Source organism: Belliella calami (genome assembly GCF_022549695.1).
GTDB lineage: Bacteria > Bacteroidota > Bacteroidia > Cytophagales > Cyclobacteriaceae > Belliella > Belliella calami.
On record NZ_JAKZGS010000002.1, the window covers coordinates 341,880 to 363,848 of the forward strand.

Sequence of the window (21,969 nt, forward strand, 5' to 3'; positions counted from 1 at the left end):
CTTTCTTTTAAATCAGAATTCAAGATATAAGATTTTCAATGTATAGGCTTCTCCCCACCTTTTTCACTCTGAATTTTTTTACGCTATGCTTGAGTTCATTTTTGTTTTTTGCAAGTTTCAACATGATCATTCCAGAACTCCCCTCCTATTTGACTTCACTTGGAGGTGAAGATTACAAAGGCTTGATTATTTCTCTATTCACACTTACAGCTGGCTTGTCTAGGCCATTCAGTGGCAAACTAGCAGATAAAATCGGAAGAATTCCTGTGATGATTTTTGGTGCTGTTGTATGTTTTGTGGTGAGTTTACTTTATCCACTTATCACTTCGGTAATTGGATTTTTGTTTTTGAGGTTTGTACATGGATTTTCTACAGGATTTACCCCTACTGGTACTTCTGCTTTTGTAGCTGACATCATCCCATTTAATAAACGAGGGGAAGCTATGGGCATCCAGTCTTTATTTGGTTCTTTGGGAATGGCTGCAGGCCCAGCTTTGGGAGGTTACATTGCGGCAGAATGGGACATAAATGCACTATTCTACTGTTCTGCATTTACAGCAATCCTTTCTATTTTGATTCTTATGAGGCTCAAAGAAACTCTAAAGGACAAAGAAAAATTGTCGTTTGATCATTTCAAACTCACTAGACATGAAATCATTGAAAAGAGAGTCATTACCCCTTCCATCGTTTTGTTTTTGACCGTATTTTCTTTTGGAATTGTATTGACAGTTATCCCAGATTACTCTGAATATCTAGGGATAAAAAACAAAGGACTTTTCTTTGCTGTTTTTACACTTGCATCACTTGGTATAAGGATCATTGCAGGCAAAGCATCAGATAAATATGGTAGAGTGTCAGTAATGAAAGCAGCAACTCTTTCCATGGCAATAGCAATGATTACAATAGCTATGGCTGAAAACAAAGAAATGCTCCTTTTTGGTGCAGTTATTTTTGGAGCTTCAGTAGGAATGAATTCCCCTACAATTTCCGCTTGGACTATAGATTTATCTTTGGATAAATATAGAGGCCGCGCTTTGGCTACAATGTATATTGCTCTTGAAGCAGGTATTGGAATTGGAGCTTTAGTTTCTGGATTTGTATATGACAACAAACCAGAAAACTTCTTTCTTGTGTTTTGTTTAGGCGCAATAACTTCATTTTTGGCCATATTTTATCTATTCACTTTATCAAATAAGTCAATAGTTCAAGATTAGATCATTTTTTCTTAAATAATCCTATTTTAATTTAATAAAATCAAACTTAGTACAATTAAAATCACTATAATTAAAATTAACGTTAATATGTTAATTGCAGAATAAAAACTTATTGAATTTCAATAATAAACATATTTTCTTTCGAAAATTTGATTTAAATTCATTTTTGAAACAAGCTTATTTGGTTTAGAAAATGACCATTCACCCAAGGTTAATCTTAATTTACTTAATTACTTCTGTTCTCTGTCTAACGTTTTTATTATTAGACTTTGACTTTGGTTTTTTTGTTACCAAACCTTTAATTCTGCCTGTTCTTTTATTTTTTCTTCTCCTGAAGTTTAAGTCGACAAAGCATCAATTAATACCACCATTGATGATCGCTACTTTTTTCTCATTTTTGGGAGATATATTCTTGATGGTACAGGTAGAGGAGTCATTGTTCAAGTTATTGGGGATCTGTACTTTTATTGTTGCCCAAACTGCCTATGCACTGCTTTATTACTACTCTACATATGATTTCAAAAAGCGAAAAATAAATATCATCCAAAGATGGCCTGAATTTCTGACTATCATTATCACAATGACCACTTTGATATTCGTGTTCCCTACTCTCGGCGTTTTTGCCGTTCCAGCTATAATTTACACAGTTATTGGATCGATCGCTATTGTTTTTGCCCTTAACAGAAGGTTTTATGTGTCGCAAAAAAGTTTTATTATCACAATTATAGGCGTAATTTTTTTCTATTTGGGTGATGCAATAATGGGCCATGATTTATTCTTAAGCAATAAACATTTACATGTCATTGTTCTCCTTTTCTATATTCTAGCACATTTCTTAATTATAAAGGGTATCATGATTCAAATAGATAAAGAAATAAAAAGGACACCTAGAAAAGATGCCCAATTATTCTAATTGTTTAAATATTTACGTTCTCTTGGTATGGATAATATTTCTTTCTGTCTTCCGTCAAGATAAATGACTTCCTTACCGTCAAAAAATGCCCCTTCTTCTAGCATCACCCTGATTTCATTATTCCACTCTTCGACAAAAACGACAGCATTTAATTCTATTGCATATGCTGTATTTGGGTATAATGGATAATCTCCTGCTCCCGGAGTATCACCCTGATTGTCCCACATTCCAATAGTAGGGCCAGAAGCATGACCATGATAACCCATAGGGTGTGAATAAATACTACCTTCAATCCCCTCCTTTTCCATCATAGACCTTGTAGCTTTCAATATTTCATTGCCCGTTCTCCCTGTCACGAAATTTGATGTTAAGATATCTTGTAATCTATTTCCTGCTTTCAAAGCATCATTGAGGTATTTTGGCACTGAATGTTCTCCAGGCTTGAGTACATAAGCCAATTGTTGGGTATCGGTATTAAGTCTCAAATATGTAATTCCAAAATCAATGTGCAATAAATCTCCTGGCAAGATGACTTGAGAATCCGGCTTGTTGGCAAATGATCTCAAATGCTCTTTGGAGGCAGGGTCAGGTCTTTGGATATCTACAGTTGGATGAAACCACGTATCAAGCTTCATGGCTGCTATCCGCTCTCTATACCACCATACAACATCATCAGTGGTAGTCACTCCTGGAGTAATTACTTTTTCTGAAAGTCCTTCTGAAATGATGCTATTCGCGATACTTTGCAAATGCCTATAAGTAGCCATTTCCGATGGTGTTCTCGTTTCTAACCATCCTACCGCCAGATTTTGGGCAGAAACAACTTTAGACTTTGTACTTTCGTCCAAATACTCCATAAGGGTATTGTATTCGCTCACATTCAAGCCATCTGCATGTCCATAATCTTTGCCCATGTTGACTGCGAGTTTGTTAGGATTTCTTTCTTGAATCAATTCCACAAGTTTTTTCCATTGATCTGGCTCTTCATCTGGATCCCAAGCTCTCTTAAACGACTTACCGACATCGTATCTCGCTACAGCTAGCGCTTCTACTTTATTACTTCCTTCTGGTTTGTACATCAAAAGCATGGTTCTTCTTCTTGCAGCAAACCATGTTGCTGGCAGAAAAGTACGAATAACTGGATCTTCATTATACTCCCTTGATATAATCAACCACATATCAATACCTTCCCTTTCCATCAGCTTGGGGAGTAATGTTTGGACTCTCTCTTCTAGCCAGTTGTCAATTACTACAGCCTGCTCTTTTTTTGTCAAAACTGATGGACTTTGTGCCAAAACAAATTGACTAGAAAATACTACTACAATGAAAATAATAATCACTTTGCTCATATACTATTTGGATTGGTTGATACAGCGTTCTGTTTCCAATAAACTGGCTATCTCTTGTTTGTCCCAAGATTTTTTGATCTTAGTAAGATTGGCTTCATAATCTTTCTTAAATCCTTTTCTGAAAATTGCCTCGATAAATCTCCTTACATCTGTTTTATTCTCCAATATCAATTCGGGGACTGTTGTAGGTTTGTCTTCATCATTTTTGGCTACCATTGTAAAGTAGCAAGTATTGGTATGCTTTACTTCACCTGTTTTCACATTTTCAGAGATTACCTTGATACCAATGATCATCGAGCTATTGCCAACATAATTCACTGAAGCCATCAAAGAAACCAATTCCCCTACTTCTACAGGTTGCAAAAAATCGACTGTATCCACTGATACGGTAACACAATATGCTCCACTATGCTTAGAAGCAGTAGCGTAAGCTACTTTATCCATAAGTGAAAGTAAAATTCCCCCATGGATCTTTCCTCCAAAATTGGCATATGATGGAATCATCAATTCTGTAATAACTACTCTAGAAAAACTGGCTGGTCGTGCTGCTATCATTTTATTTTTTTCTGAATTTAAAGATAATAGCAGGAATAAAAAAATGGTTTTTCCACGAACCTAAAGTTCATTTCCAAACCAAAAGTTTCTTTTATAGCAAAGCCCAAACACGTCTATCTTTCTGTTTACACTTTCTTAAGTAACCTTGCACTCAAAGAATGGAACCTATACAGCAACATAAAGCCAGTAACAGTAAGACCTATCAATAAACCATACCAGATTCCTTTTTCTTGCATATCGAGGACAAAGGCAAAGAAATAACCTAAAGGCAAACCAATGACCCAATAAGCAATCAAAGTCACAATGGTAGGCACTTTCACATCAGCCATGCCACGCAATGCACCCAACCCGACTACCTGGATTCCATCAGATAATTGAAAAATCCCTGCGATAATTAACAAACTTGCACTCATCTGTATCACTGTATCATCATCAATATACAATGAAGGCAAAAACTCCCGAAGTGAAATAAACAAAACAGCAGCACAAAGCATAAATATGGCAGTCATTCCAAACACTGTAAATCCTGCTTCTCGAAGTGTTTTGATATCTTTTCTTCCGAGTTGATTTCCCACTCTGACCATAGCTGCTGCAGAGAGGCCCGACGCCATCATGTAACTGATTGATGCCAAATTAATTGCTATCTGATGTGCTGCCAAGGCAGTGACGCCTATCCAACCCATCATAATGGCTGCTGCACTGAATGCCCCAACTTCAAAGATAAACTGAAATCCAGTCGGCACACCGATTCGGAGCATTTTAGAAATCATTGGAAATGAAAACCTCTTTATCTTAAAACCAAGATTGAAAGATTTATACCTTTTGGATTTTAATACATAGTATGCAATGACAATTCCCATTAATACTCTTGAGATCAATGTTGCCCATCCAGCGCCATTCAAACCCAAAGCAGGAAAACCTAAATTGCCATAGATCATAATCCAGTTTAAGAATACGTTGAGGCCATTACAAACAATCGTAATGTACATTGCTTGCTTTGTCTGCGACAATCCTTCTGCAAACTGCTTGAATGTCTGGAAAAACATAAAAGGAAGGATGGAAAGCGTGATGATTGCCAAATAAGGAATCGCCAATTCAACAACTTTTTGAGGCTGATTCATATATTTTAGCAAAGGAGAGAATAGGATTATCACGATAAACAGCATTGCGCCAGTTACCATATTGATAGTAAAACCATGTCTAAACAACCTCCCTATTCTACTTGTCTTGTTTTTGCCATCAGCCATAGCGACAAGTGGTGTGATGGCCATGGAGACACCAATCCCAAACATCAAAAGCACAAAGAAGATGCTATTTGCCAAGGAGGCAGCGGCCAGTGGCTCCGCTCCCAATCTACCGACCATCATGCTATCAGCCACCCCTACCAAGACTTGTCCCAATTGACTCAACATGACGGGATAAGCCAAAACGAATGTTTTGGAGAAATGATCGTTAAAATTATACTTAGACATTGGTGAAAGTCAAATTAAATTTCAGTTTTAGATATTGTACATTTTAGCTACTTTGAGTAGCCCTGCAATGGATATGGCATCCGTTATTTCACCATCCATTACTTTTTGAATAGCTACTCTTAGCGGTAGCTTTAGGATTTCAATTTGTTCTGTTTCTTCAAACGCAGTTTCTCCAGAAGTCAGATCTTCGGCCAAATATACGAAGCCTTCTTCATCAGTTACAGAATTTGAGGTATGGATTGTCATGATTTTGGTCCACTTTGAAGCAGATAATCCAGTTTCTTCTTTGAGTTCCCTCTTTGCGCTTTCCAAATAATCATCTTCCAACAGACCTCCCCCCATAGGGATTTCCCAAGAATATGCGTCCAAGGTATACCTGAATTGGCCAACAAGCCATGTATTTCCTTCTTTATCAATCGGTATGATGCCTATTGCTTTATTTTTGAAGCATACTTTACCATAAATCCCATCTTTTCCGGATGGAATGATCACTTCATGGTGTTCCAATCTAATCCATGGGTTTTCATGGATCTTTTTGATGCTTTTTGTAATCCAGGGGTTTTTCATAATGTAATAGGGGTTCAATAAAAAAGGGAGTCTATTTCTAGACTCCCTTTTGAATGATTTTTCAAAAAAATTAAGCCGGAATAGGAAGAACTTTGCTATCCTTGAAAGTAGAAAGAATAACCATTGACTGCATAGAGTCAACTTCTCTGATTTCACTTACTTTTTCAAGCATTAATTTTTGATAGGCTGTAATGTCTTTTGCGATTATTTTTAAAATAAAATCACCTGTACCAGTTATGTGGTGACATTCGATTACTTCCTGAATATCGTTGATTTCTTTCATAAATGCATCGATATTGCCTTTGTTGTGTCCAATTAGGCTGACCAAAACAAAAGTACTAACCCCGAGACCGATTCTCTCAGGATCTAGTTTTGCATGGTAACTTTTGATGATGCCTGACTGCTCAAGTTTTTTTACTCTTTCCAAAGTCGGTGCAGGTGAAAGACCTATATCCTTCGAAAGCTGGGCATTGGTGATTTTGGCATTTGCTTGAAGAATTTCTAGAATCTTTCTATCTATTTTATCGAATTTTATTCTGATGCTGTTATCCATAATATGAAGAATTTGCAAAATTTTATGTGGTGCAAAGTTAATATAATTTGAATTTATTTTAAAATCTATTTCAACAAAAAACGACCGCTTCTACAAAATATTGTTATTTTTTAATCTAATTTAATGAAACAAATCAACTGATAAACCGAGATATCTTGATAATATTCAAATTATCTCTTGAATTTACGTAATCCTTAACGGTAATTACTGATTAAAGTTTATTCTTTTTGATATAATCTCTAGCTTCCTTGTGAGCTGGGTGTTTCCGCTTCGCATATTTTTTTACCTGGTTAAAATATTGCTTCGCTTTCTTCTTGTCTTTCTGCTCATTGGCGATTTTACCAAGAGCTATTAATGAATACAAATAATATCCACTTTCTTGACTTTCTGACTCTGCTCCATAAGACAATGTCTTTTCATAATACTTCTTGGCTTCTTTCTTATTGTTGATCCTTTCATTAAATTGAGCAATATAGAATGCAGCGTATCTGCCACTATTGGATTCATAGCCAGTCCATTTGTCGTCTATTCTGTTGAGAATTTCTTGTGAAACATCCTTCGCTTCATTAATCCTACCCACTGCATACAAATGTCTAGCATGCGATCTGTGGAAATATGGATTGTTTGGATATTTATTATTAAGGTATTCAGTGATTTCCAGTGCTTTGTAGGGTTGTTTTTCTTCAGATGCATATAGCCTGAATAGAAAATACTGCGCTTCAACTCTTGCATAAAAAGCATTCTTCGCAACCTCTTCCAGCTGCTGTAGACCTAGTTTTTTGTCACCTTTTGGGAAAAATGCCAAAACAGGTTTCAACAATGGGTAATTTTCTGGAATCCATACAGAAAAATAATTGAACAATGCATCCCCCAAAATCAGTTCCGGATTCAACTCATCATCTCCCCTACTCAGATTAAGGTATTTCATTGCACTTTTTCCTGCAAAAGTAGCTTTTGTCCAACTCCTTCTTTCACTGTAAAGTCTGCCTTGAAATCCATAAGCTCCCGAGAGAAAAAAGGCTGCTTCCTTATTTGTTGGGTCTTTTTTATAGATCTTTTCTGCCTTTTCTATAGCGACATCCATCTGCTTGATAAATAGGGCATCATAGCGCTTGTTTTCCAGATCTGGTGCTATTTTCCACCATGTACTCAATCCCATCAAAAAATAGGGCAATGGATGCTCAGGATATTGGTATTGGATCACTTTGAATCCCCTCTCTGCTACTTCAAAATCAAAATTATACAAGCTATTTACTGCTTCAGTGATTCTAAATTGAAGCCCTTTGTCCAGCAATAAATATTCTGAAGTTGTTAGATTAAGATTTGAAGATTCTGTTTCTTCATTTTGCTGTGCAAAGGAGGCTACAATGGAAAATGGAATAAGCAAACTGAATACAAATATTTTCAACTTCATCATTAAGGTTAATTTTACTGCAAAACTATCAGGTATTCCAAACAAAAATTTACATTTGATAAAATTTAATTTTCGCTTGAATGGTAAAACCCAAATCTCAAATTGCACAACGTATCGAAGACATAATTAATTTCGATAAAAGACTATTTTTTATCTTTATTGTTTTGATTTTTATTGTCATAAGATTTATAACCAACGAAATCATCCTTGAAGCTATTCCTGGATATGAGCAATTGTCCCAAGATGGTTCACTTACTTTTTTTCACATTTTCAATGCATTACATTATATCTGGACTCCTTTTGCGCTTCTTTGGAAATTTACTTTGACGGCATTTATCCTTTGGACTGGCGCTTTTGTGCTTGGGTACAAAATTTCATTTCGCGAGCTTTGGAAGTTTGCTTTGGTTGCTGAGATCATTTTTATTTTTCCTGAATTGATTAAGTTATTTGTTTTTCTTGATCCTGCTGACAATTTGACTTTTCAGGAAATCAAAGATTATTACCCCTTGTCGCTGATGAGCTTATTAGACACTTCTGAGATGCATAGGAAGTACTTCTATCCACTACAAACCATCAACCTTTTCGAAGCTATTTATTGGGTATTATTGACGCTTGGAGTTCACACGTTCAGCAAAAGAAGCTTAAAGGAATCGAGTATCATCGTACTAGTTGGCTATGTAATGATTCTCTTTTTATGGCTATTCTTTTACATCCTTGTATATAAATAAAATATGAGTATCCGTAATGTTGAACGTAGGCTAAGAAGTAGCTTTTTAAGTTGCGGATACTCGTCATCAGTCAACAAAACCACGAATCGTATATCCAACAATCTATTTTTTGGCTACGTGTATGAAAGCGGATAATCATAAAATAAAAGGAATGATTTTTTAACTTTGTGCCTTTAGAATCGTTAACCGTACAATTACCAAATCAATAAATGAATATGAATCCACTATTGGAAAAATTCAACACTCCTTTTGATACAGCACCTTTTGAAAAAATTAAAACAGAACATTTTTTACCTGCTATAGAAGAAGGAATTCAAATGGCAAAAGCCGATATTGAAACGATCAAAAGCAATGAAAAAGTTAATTTCGAAAATACAATCGTAGCATTAGACCATGCAGGTGACAGATTGAATATTATTTCTGGAATATTCTACAATCTAAATGCTGCTGAGACCAACGAGCAAATTCAAGCCTTGGCAAGGGAAATATCTCCATTACTCACAGCACATGGCAATGACATATTATTGGATGATGCTTTATTTGGGAAAATTCAACAAGTTTATGATCAAAAAGACAAATTTGAGCTAAATGAAGAACAAGCAACACTTCTAGAAAAGACTTATAAGTCCTTTGTAAGAAATGGAGCAAAACTAAATGAAGAACAAAAAATTCAGCTCAGAGAAATTGACAAGAACCTATCCCAACTTAGTCTAAAGTTTGGGGAAAATGTATTGGCAGAAACCAATAAATATCAACTTGTCGTGGATGATGAATCAAAGCTCTCAGGACTACCAGAATCCATCAAAGAAGGCGCATCACAATCCGCAGAAGAAAAAGGGCATAAAGACAAGTGGGTCTTTACTTTGGATTTCCCAAGTTATTTCCCATTTATGACTTATGCTGATGATCGGGAATTAAGAAAAGAATTGTTTTTGGCCTACAATACAAAAGCTTCCAAAGGTGATGAACTGGACAACAAACAGTTCATCAAGGAGATGCTAGAGTTAAAAACAAAACGAGCAAAACTTTTGGGATACAATTCTTATTCAGATTTTGTATTAGAAGAAAGAATGGCAAAAAGCGGATCTGCTGTGATGGAATTCCTAAAAAACCTTCTTGAAAAAGCCAAACCTAAAGCTTTGGATGAAATAAAAGAAGTTTCAGAATTTGCCAAAAAATTAGACAGCATTGATCAACTGGAGAAATGGGACTTTGGATATTATTCCGAAAAACTCAAAAAAGAAAAGTATGAAGTAGATGATGAACTTCTTCGACCGTATTTCAAACTTGAAAATGCGATAGAAGGTGTATTCGAAACAGCAGAAAAATTATATGGATTGAAGTTCAAAACCAATAAAGATATTGAAGTATATCACCCTGATGTGACTGCCTATGAAGTTTCTGATAAGGACAATAACCATTTGGCAGTCTTTTACGCTGATTTTTTCCCTCGGCCCGGCAAAAGAAATGGAGCATGGATGACAAGCTATCGAGGTCAAAAATTGATTGGTGGCAAGGATCAAAGACCACATGTATCTATTGTTTGTAATTTCACAAAACCGACCAAGACTAAGCCTTCACTCCTTACCTTCAACGAAGTCACTACACTATTTCACGAATTCGGACATGCCCTGCATGGTATGTTAGCCAAAGGAACCTATGAATCATTGACTGGTACCAGTGTTTATTGGGATTTTGTAGAGTTACCTTCACAAATTTTTGAAAATTGGTGCTATGAAAAAGAATGTCTAGATCTATTTGCCAAGCATTACGAAACGTGTGAGACCATTCCTTCTGCATTGATTGAAAAAATCAAGAATGCTTCAAATTTTCTACAAGGATATCAAACAGTAAGGCAAATTAGCTTGGCATTGTTGGATATGGCTTACCATAGTTCCGACCCTAGTATGATTACTGACATTGTGGTATTTGAAAGAGAGCAAATGAAAAAAACTTCCTTGCTTCCTGAAGTAGAAGGCACTATGATGAGTACCTCATTTTCACATATTTTCCAAGGAGGATATGCAGCTGGATACTACAGTTACAAGTGGGCAGAAGTATTGGATGCTGATGCTTTTGAATTGTTTCAAGAGAAAGGGATATTTGATGCCGAAACAGCGAATTCTTTTAGGGTAAATATTTTGGAATCTGGAGGAAAAGTCCATCCATCTATTTTATACAAAAGATTCCGAGGAAGGGAACCAAGGCCTGAGGCTTTGCTAAAAAGAGCCGGACTATTGTAATAAGAAGAGGATGCATAAAAATGCATCCTCTTCTCTTATAAATTAAAAAATCCTGCGTAAAACAGACCATTATGCTTTCTAGCCTTTTACCTACATTACGATAATAAATCCAACCAAGGCTAACCAAATTATCGACGAAATTGCCAATAATGCTCGAAATTGCTTGTCTTCGTTCATGACTATTTTTTTGTTGAATGTACATTATTTTATGTTGATTTTCAACATAAACCAATATTATTTAGGTAAACTCTAGCATATTAGACAATAAACATCAAGTTTTTTCGTATATATTTATTTTTTGATTGGGATTTCCAAACAAAATAAATGATTTGCCGGTACATTTCTGCTAGAAATCAACTTCATCTCACAGTACCTAAAACGCATTCATAATATCATGATTCAAAAAATGCATGGTTTCAATTTTACTTTTTATAAAGACTAAATGTAAAGCATCGAATTGGAATAGAATCATCATGAAACTTTATCCTCAGCTAAGTCGTGATAATGTTTTTGGTTTTTTGACATATTGCTCGCCGTCCAAACAATCCTGGTCTTATTTTCCGATTTTCTAACTGGACAGTTTTTCATCTGGCAATAGTGGCAACACTTTTCGGGGATGCAAGGGTCTGAATGAACAAAAACCTCCATTATCCCAATAAAATCATTTTCCAAAGCGGATTCGACTTTTTCAACCTCTTCATGCACTTCTCTCAAGTTAAAATAATAAGGTAATGTAAGGTGTAAGTCAATATGTCTATCAGCTCCATATTGCTGAACCCTCATATTATGAATATCTATCCAAGTGTCTTTTCTTTCCTTATTCAATACAGTGACCGTATCCATCACAGCTTCTGGATTAGCCTCATCCATCAATCCTGCTACCGACTTCCTTACCAAAAAGTACCCTGAATAAATGATATAGAAAGAAAATAAGACCGAAAATATTGAATCAAGGACAGTGAATCCAGTGAAGTAAATGATTCCAACACCTACAACCAAAACAAAGCTGGACACCGTATCAGTAATCAAATGTTTACCATTCGCTATTAGGGTTAGGCTGTTTAGCTTACTCCCTTCTTTTTTGAGTTTCAACCCCAAAAATCCATTTACCAATCCAGAAAAACCAATCAAAGCTATACCTTCAAGCAACATATCTAGTTCCTGCGGAAAGAAAAAGTTATAAAAAGCCTGATAAATAATAAACAAACCTGCCAAAATAATCAATGTCCCTTCAATTCCAGCGCTAAAAAATTCAATTTTCCCGTGTCCGTATGGGTGGTTGTCATCTTTGGGTAAAGAACTTAAATAAATGCTATAAGATGCAAAACTAGCGGTGACTACATTTACAATACTTTCCAATGCATCAGTCAAAATTGCAGTGGAATTTGTGATGTAGTAAGAGTAAAACTTCACCATCAATAAGATGATGCTCACTACAAAAGAAATGATAATCCACTTTGATTTTTCCTTGTTCACTGAAGCTTGCTATGATTGAAATTCAAAAATAAGGCTTATTTTATTGAAAACTCGTCAATAATTTCAATATTAGACTTTATTTTAATCAAAACACTTAAGCCAACTTTTAAAAAAATGAACGAGAAAAAATTAGTACTTCCTTCTTACATCAAAGCATTGTTGGTTTTGATGCTGATAATCATCATTGTATATATTCTGATAGTAGGCAAAAGTCTTTTGGTACCGCTATTCCTGGCAGGATTTATTGCGATTCTTCTGACACCAGTAGGTAATTGGCTTGAGAAAAGAAAAATTTCTAGGATGGTAAGTGCTATCATTTCTTTAGTATCTGCTTTATTAATTTTGCTTGGGTTTCTCGCTTTTGTAATTCTTCAGGTGGCGAGTTTTACCAAGGATTTAGAAAATGTAGGTGATAGGTTGAACAATTACCTAAGTGATATTGATTCATGGATTTACGATAAATTTCAAATTGAATCAGGCATTGGTAACGGAATCGACCAAGAGTATTTTGTAGAACTTCTCCAATCTAACAGTTCTAGTTTGGCTGAATTTATTCTAAACACGGTAGGTTCCCTTTCTGGAATAATTCTTCTTCCGGTATTCATATTCTTCTTTTTGGTATATAGAGATCACCTAACAGATTTTATCGTTCAGTTATTCAAAGAAAAAGATAAGTCACATATCAAAAATGAAATACGAGACCTTAGAAAAGTTGTACAAAATTACATTGTGGGAATCCTAAAAGTCATGGCTATATTGGCTGTATTGAATGTAGGGGTGCTTTTGGGATTAGGAATTAAGCATGCAGTGTTCTTCGCTATTTTTGCAGCCATACTTAATATCATTCCTTATTTGGGACCTTTGCTTGGTGCAGTCCTCCCTACTATCTTCGCATTTCTCACAAAGGACAGTTTGTTCTATCCTGTAGCTGTAGTTGTGGCATTTCAAATCATCCAAATTATTGAAAGTAACTTTTTGACTCCAAAAATTGTTGGTAGCAATGTAAACCTTAATGCATTTGTTACATTTATAGGATTATTGGTTGGAGCATCTATTTGGGGTGTAATTGGTATGATACTTATCATTCCAACTTTAGCTGTATTGAGAAAAATATTCGAATTAAGTGAAGCTACAAAACCTTATGCCTTGCTATTTGGAGAAGAAAAATCATATGATGAAAATGAAAAGTCTGATTAGGCCTATTTTAAATATTTTAGTGTTGCTTATCGTGGTTTCCGGATGTGATTCCCAAGAAGACCGAAAAGGTCGTTTTTTATTGAAAGGAAATGAAAAATTAAAAGAAAATGATCTTCTGGGAGCTTTGGAATTTTATTCTGAAGCCCTGAAGGTTGATCCCCAATTTAATGATGCCTTACTCAATCGTGCAATAGTTTATGAAAAACAAAACAATTTAGATCTTGCAATTAGGGATTATTCCCAGATCTTAAGTAATGGTTCGGAAATCGATACAATGGTGTATTTTCAGAGAGGGATCGCCTATTTGGATAATGGAGAATTCTATAAAGCTTTAGATGATTCAAAAAAGCTTGTGAGTACTAATCCTGACAGTTGGAAATCTTACTTTTTGCTTGGACTTGTTCATGAACAGCTCAAAGATCACACTTCAGCTTTGGTCGCTTTTGAAAAAGGACTAGAGTTGAATCCAACCAATAATGATCTCTTGGTTAACAAAGCTACAATTCATTATTACCAAAATGAATTGGACATTGCTATTTCATTACTTGAAAAAGCAGAATCAATCAATCCGAAGGAAGCTAATATTTACAATCTTCGATCGATGATTTCATTTGAAGAAAAAATGTATCAGGAAGCAATGGAATGGGTAGAAAAAGCACTACAGCTAAATCCCAAAGAATCTTATTTTTATAACAATAGAGGGTTATATCGTTTGTTTTTAGATGATTTGGAAAATGGATTGGATGACATCAACTTAAGCCTCAAACAAAACCCAAAAAATGCATTTGCTTGGAGAAACAAAGGGATTTACTATTATTTCAAAGGTGAAAAAAGTCTGGCAATAAAATACTTAGAGGACGCTTCAAAAAATGACCCTGAAATGCCTTTGGCAAATGAATACCTTAGACTGTCTAAAGAACTTTAAATCATGACTCAATCATCAAGACTTCTTTTATTTTTTTCAATAATTCTGTAGCATCGATTGGCTTCGAAACAAATCCATCAAATCCACTTTTTGTTATATCCTCTATGACTTCCAACTTCGCGGCAGCTGTCAATGCAATTACTGGAACATCTGAGACTGATTTGATCTTTTCGGTTGCTTCAAATCCATTCATCACAGGCATCTGAATATCCATCAAAACCACATCAAAACCACCTTCTTTAACTGATTCATAAGCCTCTTTGCCATTGATAACTCTGTCATATTGAAAGCCCCATTTCTTTATAATTTTCCCCAAAACAAGCGCATTCACATCATTGTCTTCAGCCATCAAAATTTTCAATGATGAAAAGTCAACATCCAAATTTGGTTCATTGCCCAACTTCATTTCATGACTGTTGGGTGCTTTTTCAAATTGAATTTCAAAATTAAAACAAGTCCCAACTCCTACTTCAGATTCAACCTGAATTTCACTATCCATTCTTTTCAGCAATTTTCTGGTGATAGACAAACCCAATCCCGTACCACCATATTTTTTGCTAAATGAATGATGAACTTGGTCGAAATCCTCAAAAATTTTATGCAAATTCTCTTTGGCAATTCCAATTCCTGTATCTTTTACTTCGAAGTGAATTTTTACTTTATCTCCAGATACACCTTTAAGTTTCACTGAGACGTCAACTTCCCCATTCTTAGTGAATTTCAATGCATTTGTAACTAGATTATTCAAAACTTGGGCAAGCCGGACTTTATCGCCTAACACTTGGATTTTCACATCCGGATCCAAATGCAGACTCAGTACATTCTGACTATCTCTGGCATGAAACTCCAACCCATTTACAACTTGATGAATAATTTCATCAATGCGCATCGGATTCAATTCCATATTCAATTTACCTGCTTCAATTTTCTGAAAATCCAAAAGATCATTGATCATGATTATCAAATTATCTACAGCAAAATTTATGGTATTCAATGCAGACTTTTGTGCAATCGTATGATTATCCTGAAGCAAACTATAAACGGAACCAGAAATTGCATTGAGTGGAGTTCTCAATTCATGGCTTATCATAGACAAAAATTCCGACTTGATTTTGCTCGCTTTTTCAGCTGCCTCACGAGCGTCCTTCAATGAGTTTTCAAATTCCTTCTGTTCAGAGATGTCCGACAAATACCCATACCAAACTACATCACCTGACTCCATACTCTCTGGCTTTGCTGCCCCCATAACCCAAATATAATCTTCTCCATTGACCTGCTTCACCCTAAATTGGCATGTCCAAGGATTTAACTTCTTGGCAGAAGCTACTGAAGATACCAAAACCTTTGCTATATCTTCTGGGTGAATTTTGGAAATAATCATCCCAATATCATTCATCCCGTTGATTTCTTTGTCTCCAAGATCAAAAATCGATTTGATACCAGGGCTTAGGTAAGAAAACTTCATCACGCCATTGCTATCCAAAACAAATTGATAAAGTGCTCCAGGCACTTGTTCTGTCAAATGAAGTAGAAAATCAGAAGAATCCTGGAGTGACTTTTCCAATAAAACTCTTTCTGTAATATCTCTTGAGAAGGAAATGATATATATCTCACCTTGAACCTCTATTAGATTACAGCTAACCTCAACAGGAAACTTCTCCCCATTAATATGCATCAGCTCACTTGTGTATCTTAAGTATCTATCTTGTTCTAGCTGCTTTATATGAAGGTTCCAATCATCAAAAAATTTGAATTTTTGATCATATTTACTGATTTTTGGACTTAAAGTACTTTTTTCAAAAACACCAAGTTTATTGTTAGCTTCCTGGTTTGAGAATATGATGTCACCGGAAACATCCATGATCATGATAGATTCTGGAGAAAGATCAAAAAGTTCCTTAAACAAACTTAACTCTTCAATCAACTGCTTTTCTTGCGAAACATCCTGAAAAGTCCCAAAAACTCTTGCTACTTGACCATTTTCGATTGTTGCTTTACCAATTACTTGAACCCATTTCTCAATTCCTTTTGCGGTTCTTATCATGACTGTGTGCTCAAAATCATTACCGCTCTTTATGCAATTTTCCAGAGACTTTTGAATGGTTGGTCTAAATTCTGGCGGATAAAAATCTAGGGCTGTCTCTACGTTAAAAGTTTTGGAAAAATCAGACACATCGTGAATTTCATAAACTTCATCACTCCAATAAACTGATTTTAATGACAAATTAATTTCCCAAACTCCTATTTGTGCAACTTTTTCACCCAATCGATAGCGTTCATTTTGCTGATCTTTTTCCAATATTTCTAGCTGTAATTCTGATACGTCTCTGCCTGTGGCATAAAACTTATCTTCTTTGAACAAAACTTGCCAGTGTATAGATTTGTATTTTCCATCCTTCGCCAATATCCTGGCAGTAAATTGATCTCTTTCTACGCCTCGTACGACATCCTTGAGGAAATTCCTTGCAACTTCTAAATCATCTTCGTGAAAAAACCTACACATGTCGGTATTTATCAACTCTTCAGGTTCATAGCCTAGAATAGTTCGAAAGGAATTGCTTGCCCATGTCAAAAAATCTTTTTGACCAATCCCTATCAAATCGCTACTGGATTGAAAAAAATGCTGCATATCAACCAAGTCTGGAAGACCTTTTCTCTTGATCTCCTTTCCTTTGTAAAAAAGGAAATAATTAGATCCATTTTGTTGTGGTAATTCTAGCTGGAAAGAAAATTCTTTTGTTTGATATTGAATAATCATTTCTTCTTTGAAAATATAAGAACTGATATCCAATCCTAGGCCAACAAGACTCAACTCATCCAGATCGTTCCCAATCAACTCATCAAAAAGTACATTTGTATAAAATATATTATAGGGAAAGGTATCATCAGCGAGAAATACCATCTCGGATGATTCATATATCAACTTTTTGAATGTATTGTTTATACCCCTATCCATCATAGATTCAAATCAGAAAAATTTAAGATTTCCCCTAGTAATTGAGGAATCTTAAATAATTTTGATTCGTAAACATACAACAATTTGTAATTCACAGCAAGTTTTTTGCTGTTAAAATAATTACTCTTGATCTTTTATTCTAAATCCCAAATTCCACCTGAAACATCCCTGTCCAAGAGTTTCCTGAATTTTCGATTTGGTAAAGACCTTCTAGCCATCTATAACCTAGATTTGCTTGTATTTTGATCCTATGTCCATTGAGGTAGTGAGTAAAGCCGATCAGAGATTCGTCTACTCTTTCCAAATACATATCAATAGATTTATCAGGTACTACAAAAGCATATCTCAAAGCCAATTCGGATTTTGGTCCTATCATTCGGCTCACATGTGTATTTACACCTTTACCAACAATTACAAATCGAACATCTCCTACTTCGTTAGTGGTTATCGGATCTTTTGTAGATCTACTCATATATTCAGACATCAATGCCCAACCCTGATATTTGAACATTGCATCGACAATAAGACTGTTGAGTGTACGTGCTTGAAAAAGTTCGGCACCAAGCTGACCTCCTGTCCTTATGGCTTTTTGGTTTTCTGAAAGGGTGATTCCAACTGATAATTTTGGAAGTGGCTCGAACTCCAAGTCCCCCTCGGAATAATCACCGCTATTTCTAAACACCCCAAATGGCAAAGCCTCAATTCTTCCAGTGTAAGAAAGTCCATTGTTTACCGCAGAAGCATTTCTTCCATCCCCAGAAGAAATCGCACCTTTGAGAAGAAAGATAGATTGGGATCTTGTTCGCAAAGTATAATATCCAAATAGTCCAAAATCCCTGTCAAGTGTAAATAGACTGTTAGCAATAGATCTATCAGCAAATTGCAAATTCCCTGAGCTAATAACCCGCTCTCTATTTCCTGGCAATTTTGACTGACCGAAACCCAAATAGAGATTTTTGTTTATAGTATAATACAATATCGCATCCCTAACTGGCTGTGCAATATCACCTGTTTCCAAATCTAAATCAGCTTTTGAAAATGCCAATTGAATATAATATTGGAATTTGGGACTGAGAACGTAGCCGTCGAAACGTAACCTCAACCTTCTTACTCTCATCTCAAACTGTTCGACACCTAAATTTTCCCCATCATAAATTGAGTTGAAACCTGCACGGTTTTGCATCCTAAATCTAAGATTCATTTGGAACAAAGAATCTTTGGAAAATCTAATTCCTTCATCCACATTCAAAAGGGCTCGTTCATCAGACTCAACTGTTTGGCAATGAATATCATTCACACCTATAAGAAACAGAATAATGAATACAGCGGCAATTCTCTTTAGGTCACAAATTTTCATGTTCTAAATTTATGGTAATTAGACAATAAAAAAGCCATGGTTTCCCATAGCTTTTTTATCATTCCATCAAGTAATTAAAACTTACGCTCCTCCTTTGATTAAGTTCAAAGCAGAACCTGCCTTAAACCAACCAATTTGACCTGCATTGTAAGTATGATTCACTTTTATTTCATCCTTGCTTCCATCAGCGTGGTTCAAGACCACAGTCAATGGTAATCCTGGCGCAAAAGAATCCAAACCTACGATATCAATGTTATCATCTTCTTGAATCAAGTCATAATCAGCTGGATTTGCAAAAGTCAAAGCCAACATTCCTTGTTTCTTCAAGTTTGTCTCGTGAATTCTGGCAAATGATTTCACCAAAATCGCTCTCACTCCTAGGAACCTTGGTTCCATAGCAGCATGCTCTCTTGAAGAACCTTCACCATAATTTTCGTCACCTACTACGATCGAACCTACACCAAACTGCTTATATTGTCTTTGTACATATGGCACTTCAGCATATTCACCATTAAGTTGGTTTTTGACTTTGTTAGTCTCTTCGTTGAAATAGTTCACTGCACCAATCAACATATTGTTGGAAATATTATCCAAGTGACCTCTAAATCTCAACCAAGGCCCTGCCATAGAAATGTGATCAGTCGTACATTTTCCTTTGGCTTTGATCAAAAGTTTCAAACCAGTCAAGTCTGTGCCTTCCCATGGAGCAAATGGCTCCAATAGTTGAAGTCTTTCAGAATTGACATCTACTATTACACTCACTTCAGATCCATTTTCAGCTGGTGCTTGATATCCAGCGTCCTCTACAGCAAAACCTTTTGTAGGAAGCTCCAATCCAGATGGCTCTTCAAGCTTCACTTGAACACCTTCTTCGTTTGTAAGGGAATCAGTCATTGGGTTGAAAGTCAAATCACCCGCGATTGCCAGAGCTGTTACGATTTCTGGAGAAGCTACAAATGAATGCGTATTTGGGTTTCCATCAGCTCTCTTTGCAAAGTTTCTATTGAAAGAAGTGATGATGGAATTTTTCTCTTGCTTCTCAGCACCATGTCTAGCCCACTGACCAATACAAGGACCACAAGCATTTGCCAAAACTACTCCACCCATTTGATCAAAAATATTCAAGAAACCATCTCTTTCTACAGTAAATCTTACTTGCTCAGATCCTGGTGTGATGGTATATTCTGATTTGGCTACCAATTTTTTATCAACTGCTTGCTGAGCCAATGAAGCCGCACGGGAAATATCTTCATAAGAGGAGTTTGTACAAGAACCGATCAAACCTACTTCCAATTTTGCAGGCCAGCCATTTTCTTTTACTGCAGCAGCAAATTTTGACAATGGCCAAGCCAAATCAGGTGTAAATGGTCCATTTACATGAGGCTCCAATTCAGAAAGATTTATTTCAATTACTTGGTCAAAATATTTCTCAGGATTAGCATATACTTCCTCATCTCCATTCAAATATTCTTTGATACCATCAGCTAAGCTTACGATATCTGCTCTATCAGTGCCTTTTAGATAAGCCGCTGTTTTTTCATCATAACCAAAAATGGAAGTCGTCGCACCAATCTCAGCTCCCATATTACAAATTGTTCCTTTACCTGTTGCAGAAAGGGAATTTGCTCCTTCACCAAAATACTCAACAATAGCACCCGTTCCGCCTTTTACAGTAAGAATACCAGCTACTTTCAAAATCACATCTTTAGCGGAAGTCCAACCTGATAATTTACCAGTTAGTTTTACCCCGATCAATTTTGGGAATTTTAGTTCCCAAGGTAAGCCGGCCATTACATCACATGCATCTGCACCTCCTACACCAATTGCGATCATACCAAGCCCACCTGCATTAGGTGTATGTGAATCTGTACCGATCATCATCCCTCCTGGGAATGCATAATTCTCAAGTACTACTTGGTGGATAATTCCAGCTCCTGGCTTCCAGAAACCAATACCGTATTTATTCGAAACTGAGGATAAAAATTCATAAACCTCCCTGTTTTTGTCTTTTGCTTTTGTCAAATCAGCTACGGCTCCGACTTCAGCTTGGATCAAGTGATCACAATGTACTGTAGATGGTACTGCTACTTGATCTCTTCCAGCTTGCATAAACTGCAAAAGTGCCATTTGAGCTGTTGCGTCTTGCATAGCAACTCTATCTGGCTGAAAATCAACATAAGAAACTCCTCTTTCATAAGCTGATTTTGGATCACCTTCTGAGAGATGAGCGTATAATATTTTTTCTGTCAATGTAAGAGGTCTTCCCACTGCTTTTCTAGCAGCTGCTATCCTTGAAGGATATTTTTCATAGACCGCCTTAATCATTTCTATATCAAATGCCATTGGAAATGTATGGTTTAGAGTGTTGATAAGGTTTATTTAAATTGATCGCAAAGATAAAAAATTAGGGCAAAAATAGAAGCAAAAAGAAATTAGAGTTGGTAATTTATATAGACTATAAAAAAGGATCTTATCCTAGATTATCTTAAATTTTGGAGTTCTTTTAAAAGAATCGCATTAATAGACACCTTGTTAATTAAAGCTTTACATTTTATAATTAACCGCTTTCTTGCTCGTATCTAAACAACAGGGTGTCGGATGCATGACTTGTGGCTCTGTTGACTGTGAATTGTTATATACACAACGGCCTACAAGTTATGGACGAGTATACATTGCTTTCAAAGCTACTTCTTATCTCATTAGCAACATTGCTAAAACAGGTATTATTTGTAAGCCCAATTTCAAATCAGTATTCCTATTTAATTCAATTCTTACCTTAAATTCATGCTGCCACCCTTCCAATAACCGACCATTTTTTTAGGCAACTTTTAAGTGAAAATCAACTTTCCTGTTGCATTGCAGATAATTATATTCGACTTTTTCAATTTAAAGATTCAGTATTTGAATTTTCTTTTTTTCACATCTTTATCAAAAGTCTAATTAATGGCTTTAATATTGCTAAAATATGCCCGAACAATTAAGAAAACCAACAGTTTTAAGTTTTCGTAAATTAGCCCTAAAAATAAAGAATTGAATAATTCTCCAGAAAA

General features: G+C 35.7%; 16 protein-coding genes. 6 read left to right on the top strand and 10 right to left on the bottom strand.

All coding sequences use genetic code 11. The annotated features are described in order from the left end of the window. The first annotated feature begins 38 nt into the window (after positions 1-38). Positions 39-1,214, top strand: a complete 1,176-nt coding sequence (locus MM236_RS03720; protein ID WP_241273585.1) for an MFS transporter — start codon at positions 39-41, stop codon at positions 1,212-1,214. A 193-nt stretch (positions 1,215-1,407) separates the two neighbouring features. After that, positions 1,408-2,127, top strand: coding sequence for a lysoplasmalogenase family protein (locus tag MM236_RS03725; protein ID WP_241273586.1), 720 nt, complete (start codon positions 1,408-1,410; stop codon positions 2,125-2,127). On the opposite strand, the gene MM236_RS03730 is transcribed toward MM236_RS03725, so the two are convergent. The 6 genes from MM236_RS03730 to MM236_RS03755 all read right to left on the bottom strand — a co-directional run bounded on the left by MM236_RS03730 (position 2,124) and on the right by MM236_RS03755 (position 8,037). Continuing rightward, positions 2,124-3,476 (bottom strand): M24 family metallopeptidase, encoded by a 1,353-nt coding sequence (locus tag MM236_RS03730; RefSeq protein ID WP_241273587.1) that lies wholly within the window; start codon positions 3,474-3,476, stop codon positions 2,124-2,126. The two genes, MM236_RS03725 and MM236_RS03730, sit on opposite strands and share 4 nt — an antisense overlap. 3 nt (positions 3,477-3,479) lie before the next feature. Continuing rightward, positions 3,480-4,031 (bottom strand): acyl-CoA thioesterase, encoded by a 552-nt coding sequence (locus tag MM236_RS03735; RefSeq protein WP_241273588.1) that lies wholly within the window; start codon positions 4,029-4,031, stop codon positions 3,480-3,482. 125 nt (positions 4,032-4,156) lie between these two features. Continuing rightward, positions 4,157-5,503 (bottom strand): MATE family efflux transporter, encoded by a 1,347-nt coding sequence (locus MM236_RS03740; RefSeq protein ID WP_241273589.1) that lies wholly within the window; start codon positions 5,501-5,503, stop codon positions 4,157-4,159. Between the two features lie 27 nt (positions 5,504-5,530). After that, entirely contained in the window at positions 5,531-6,070 is a 540-nt protein-coding gene (locus tag MM236_RS03745; protein ID WP_241273590.1) for an NUDIX domain-containing protein, read from the bottom strand. Positions 6,071-6,140: 70 nt separating this feature from the next. Then, entirely contained in the window at positions 6,141-6,623 is a 483-nt protein-coding gene (locus MM236_RS03750) for an Lrp/AsnC family transcriptional regulator (protein ID WP_241273591.1), read from the bottom strand. Between the two features lie 211 nt (positions 6,624-6,834). Further along, a complete protein-coding gene (locus MM236_RS03755) occupies positions 6,835-8,037 on the bottom strand; it encodes a tol-pal system protein YbgF (RefSeq protein WP_241273779.1) in 1,203 nt (400 codons plus the stop codon). 80 nt (positions 8,038-8,117) lie between these two features. On the opposite strand from MM236_RS03755, the gene MM236_RS03760 reads away from it, so the two are divergent. Both MM236_RS03760 and MM236_RS03765 read left to right on the top strand, forming a co-directional pair. Continuing rightward, positions 8,118-8,765: a sulfate ABC transporter permease gene (locus tag MM236_RS03760; protein WP_241273592.1), complete on the top strand. Its 648-nt coding sequence runs from the start codon at positions 8,118-8,120 to the stop codon at positions 8,763-8,765. 215 nt (positions 8,766-8,980) lie between these two features. After that, positions 8,981-11,008, top strand: coding sequence for a M3 family metallopeptidase (locus MM236_RS03765; RefSeq protein WP_241273593.1), 2,028 nt, complete (start codon positions 8,981-8,983; stop codon positions 11,006-11,008). A gap of 471 nt (positions 11,009-11,479) precedes the next feature. On the opposite strand, the gene MM236_RS03770 is transcribed toward MM236_RS03765, so the two are convergent. Next, a complete protein-coding gene (locus tag MM236_RS03770) occupies positions 11,480-12,484 on the bottom strand; it encodes a cation diffusion facilitator family transporter (RefSeq protein WP_241273594.1) in 1,005 nt (334 codons plus the stop codon). A 114-nt stretch (positions 12,485-12,598) separates the two neighbouring features. On the opposite strand from MM236_RS03770, the gene MM236_RS03775 reads away from it, so the two are divergent. After that, on the top strand, positions 12,599-13,681 hold the full coding sequence (locus MM236_RS03775) for an AI-2E family transporter (protein ID WP_241273595.1): 1,083 nt from the start codon (positions 12,599-12,601) through the stop codon (positions 13,679-13,681). Further along, entirely contained in the window at positions 13,665-14,606 is a 942-nt protein-coding gene (locus MM236_RS03780; RefSeq protein WP_241273596.1) for a tetratricopeptide repeat protein, read from the top strand. Before MM236_RS03775 ends, MM236_RS03780 begins: the two co-directional genes overlap by 17 nt. A gap of 1 nt (position 14,607) precedes the next feature. Here MM236_RS03780 and MM236_RS03785 read toward each other — a convergent pair whose 3' ends face one another. The 3 genes from MM236_RS03785 to MM236_RS03795 form a co-directional block, all read right to left on the bottom strand. After that, the gene (locus tag MM236_RS03785) at positions 14,608-17,565 is read right to left on the bottom strand and encodes a PAS domain-containing hybrid sensor histidine kinase/response regulator (protein ID WP_241273597.1); all 2,958 of its coding nucleotides are present in this window, start codon (positions 17,563-17,565) and stop codon (positions 14,608-14,610) included. Between the two features lie 136 nt (positions 17,566-17,701). Continuing rightward, positions 17,702-18,919 carry a porin gene (locus MM236_RS03790; RefSeq protein ID WP_241273598.1) on the bottom strand — a complete coding sequence of 406 codons (1,218 nt, stop codon included), beginning with the start codon at positions 18,917-18,919 and terminating at the stop codon, positions 17,702-17,704. Positions 18,920-19,000: 81 nt separating this feature from the next. Continuing rightward, entirely contained in the window at positions 19,001-21,262 is a 2,262-nt protein-coding gene (locus MM236_RS03795) for an aconitate hydratase (protein ID WP_241273599.1), read from the bottom strand. Between the last annotated feature and the right edge of the window lie 707 nt (positions 21,263-21,969).

What these genes read in the sequence shown, in the direction of transcription:
- MM236_RS03720 (WP_241273585.1), top strand. Translation starts at nt 39, where the DNA reads ATGTATAGGCTTCTCCCCACCTTTTTCACTCTGAATTTTTTTACGCTA.
- MM236_RS03725 (WP_241273586.1), top strand. Translation starts at nt 1,408, where the DNA reads ATGACCATTCACCCAAGGTTAATCTTAATTTACTTAATTACTTCTGTT.
- MM236_RS03730 (WP_241273587.1), bottom strand. Translation starts at nt 3,476, where the DNA reads ATGAGCAAAGTGATTATTATTTTCATTGTAGTAGTATTTTCTAGTCAA.
- MM236_RS03735 (WP_241273588.1), bottom strand. Translation starts at nt 4,031, where the DNA reads ATGATAGCAGCACGACCAGCCAGTTTTTCTAGAGTAGTTATTACAGAA.
- MM236_RS03740 (WP_241273589.1), bottom strand. Translation starts at nt 5,503, where the DNA reads ATGTCTAAGTATAATTTTAACGATCATTTCTCCAAAACATTCGTTTTG.
- MM236_RS03745 (WP_241273590.1), bottom strand. Translation starts at nt 6,070, where the DNA reads ATGAAAAACCCCTGGATTACAAAAAGCATCAAAAAGATCCATGAAAAC.
- MM236_RS03750 (WP_241273591.1), bottom strand. Translation starts at nt 6,623, where the DNA reads ATGGATAACAGCATCAGAATAAAATTCGATAAAATAGATAGAAAGATT.
- MM236_RS03755 (WP_241273779.1), bottom strand. Translation starts at nt 8,037, where the DNA reads ATGAAGTTGAAAATATTTGTATTCAGTTTGCTTATTCCATTTTCCATT.
- MM236_RS03760 (WP_241273592.1), top strand. Translation starts at nt 8,118, where the DNA reads ATGGTAAAACCCAAATCTCAAATTGCACAACGTATCGAAGACATAATT.
- MM236_RS03765 (WP_241273593.1), top strand. Translation starts at nt 8,981, where the DNA reads ATGAATCCACTATTGGAAAAATTCAACACTCCTTTTGATACAGCACCT.
- MM236_RS03775 (WP_241273595.1), top strand. Translation starts at nt 12,599, where the DNA reads ATGAACGAGAAAAAATTAGTACTTCCTTCTTACATCAAAGCATTGTTG.
- MM236_RS03780 (WP_241273596.1), top strand. Translation starts at nt 13,665, where the DNA reads ATGAAAAGTCTGATTAGGCCTATTTTAAATATTTTAGTGTTGCTTATC.
- MM236_RS03785 (WP_241273597.1), bottom strand. Translation starts at nt 17,565, where the DNA reads ATGATGGATAGGGGTATAAACAATACATTCAAAAAGTTGATATATGAA.
- MM236_RS03790 (WP_241273598.1), bottom strand. Translation starts at nt 18,919, where the DNA reads ATGAAAATTTGTGACCTAAAGAGAATTGCCGCTGTATTCATTATTCTG.
- MM236_RS03795 (WP_241273599.1), bottom strand. Translation starts at nt 21,262, where the DNA reads ATGGCATTTGATATAGAAATGATTAAGGCGGTCTATGAAAAATATCCT.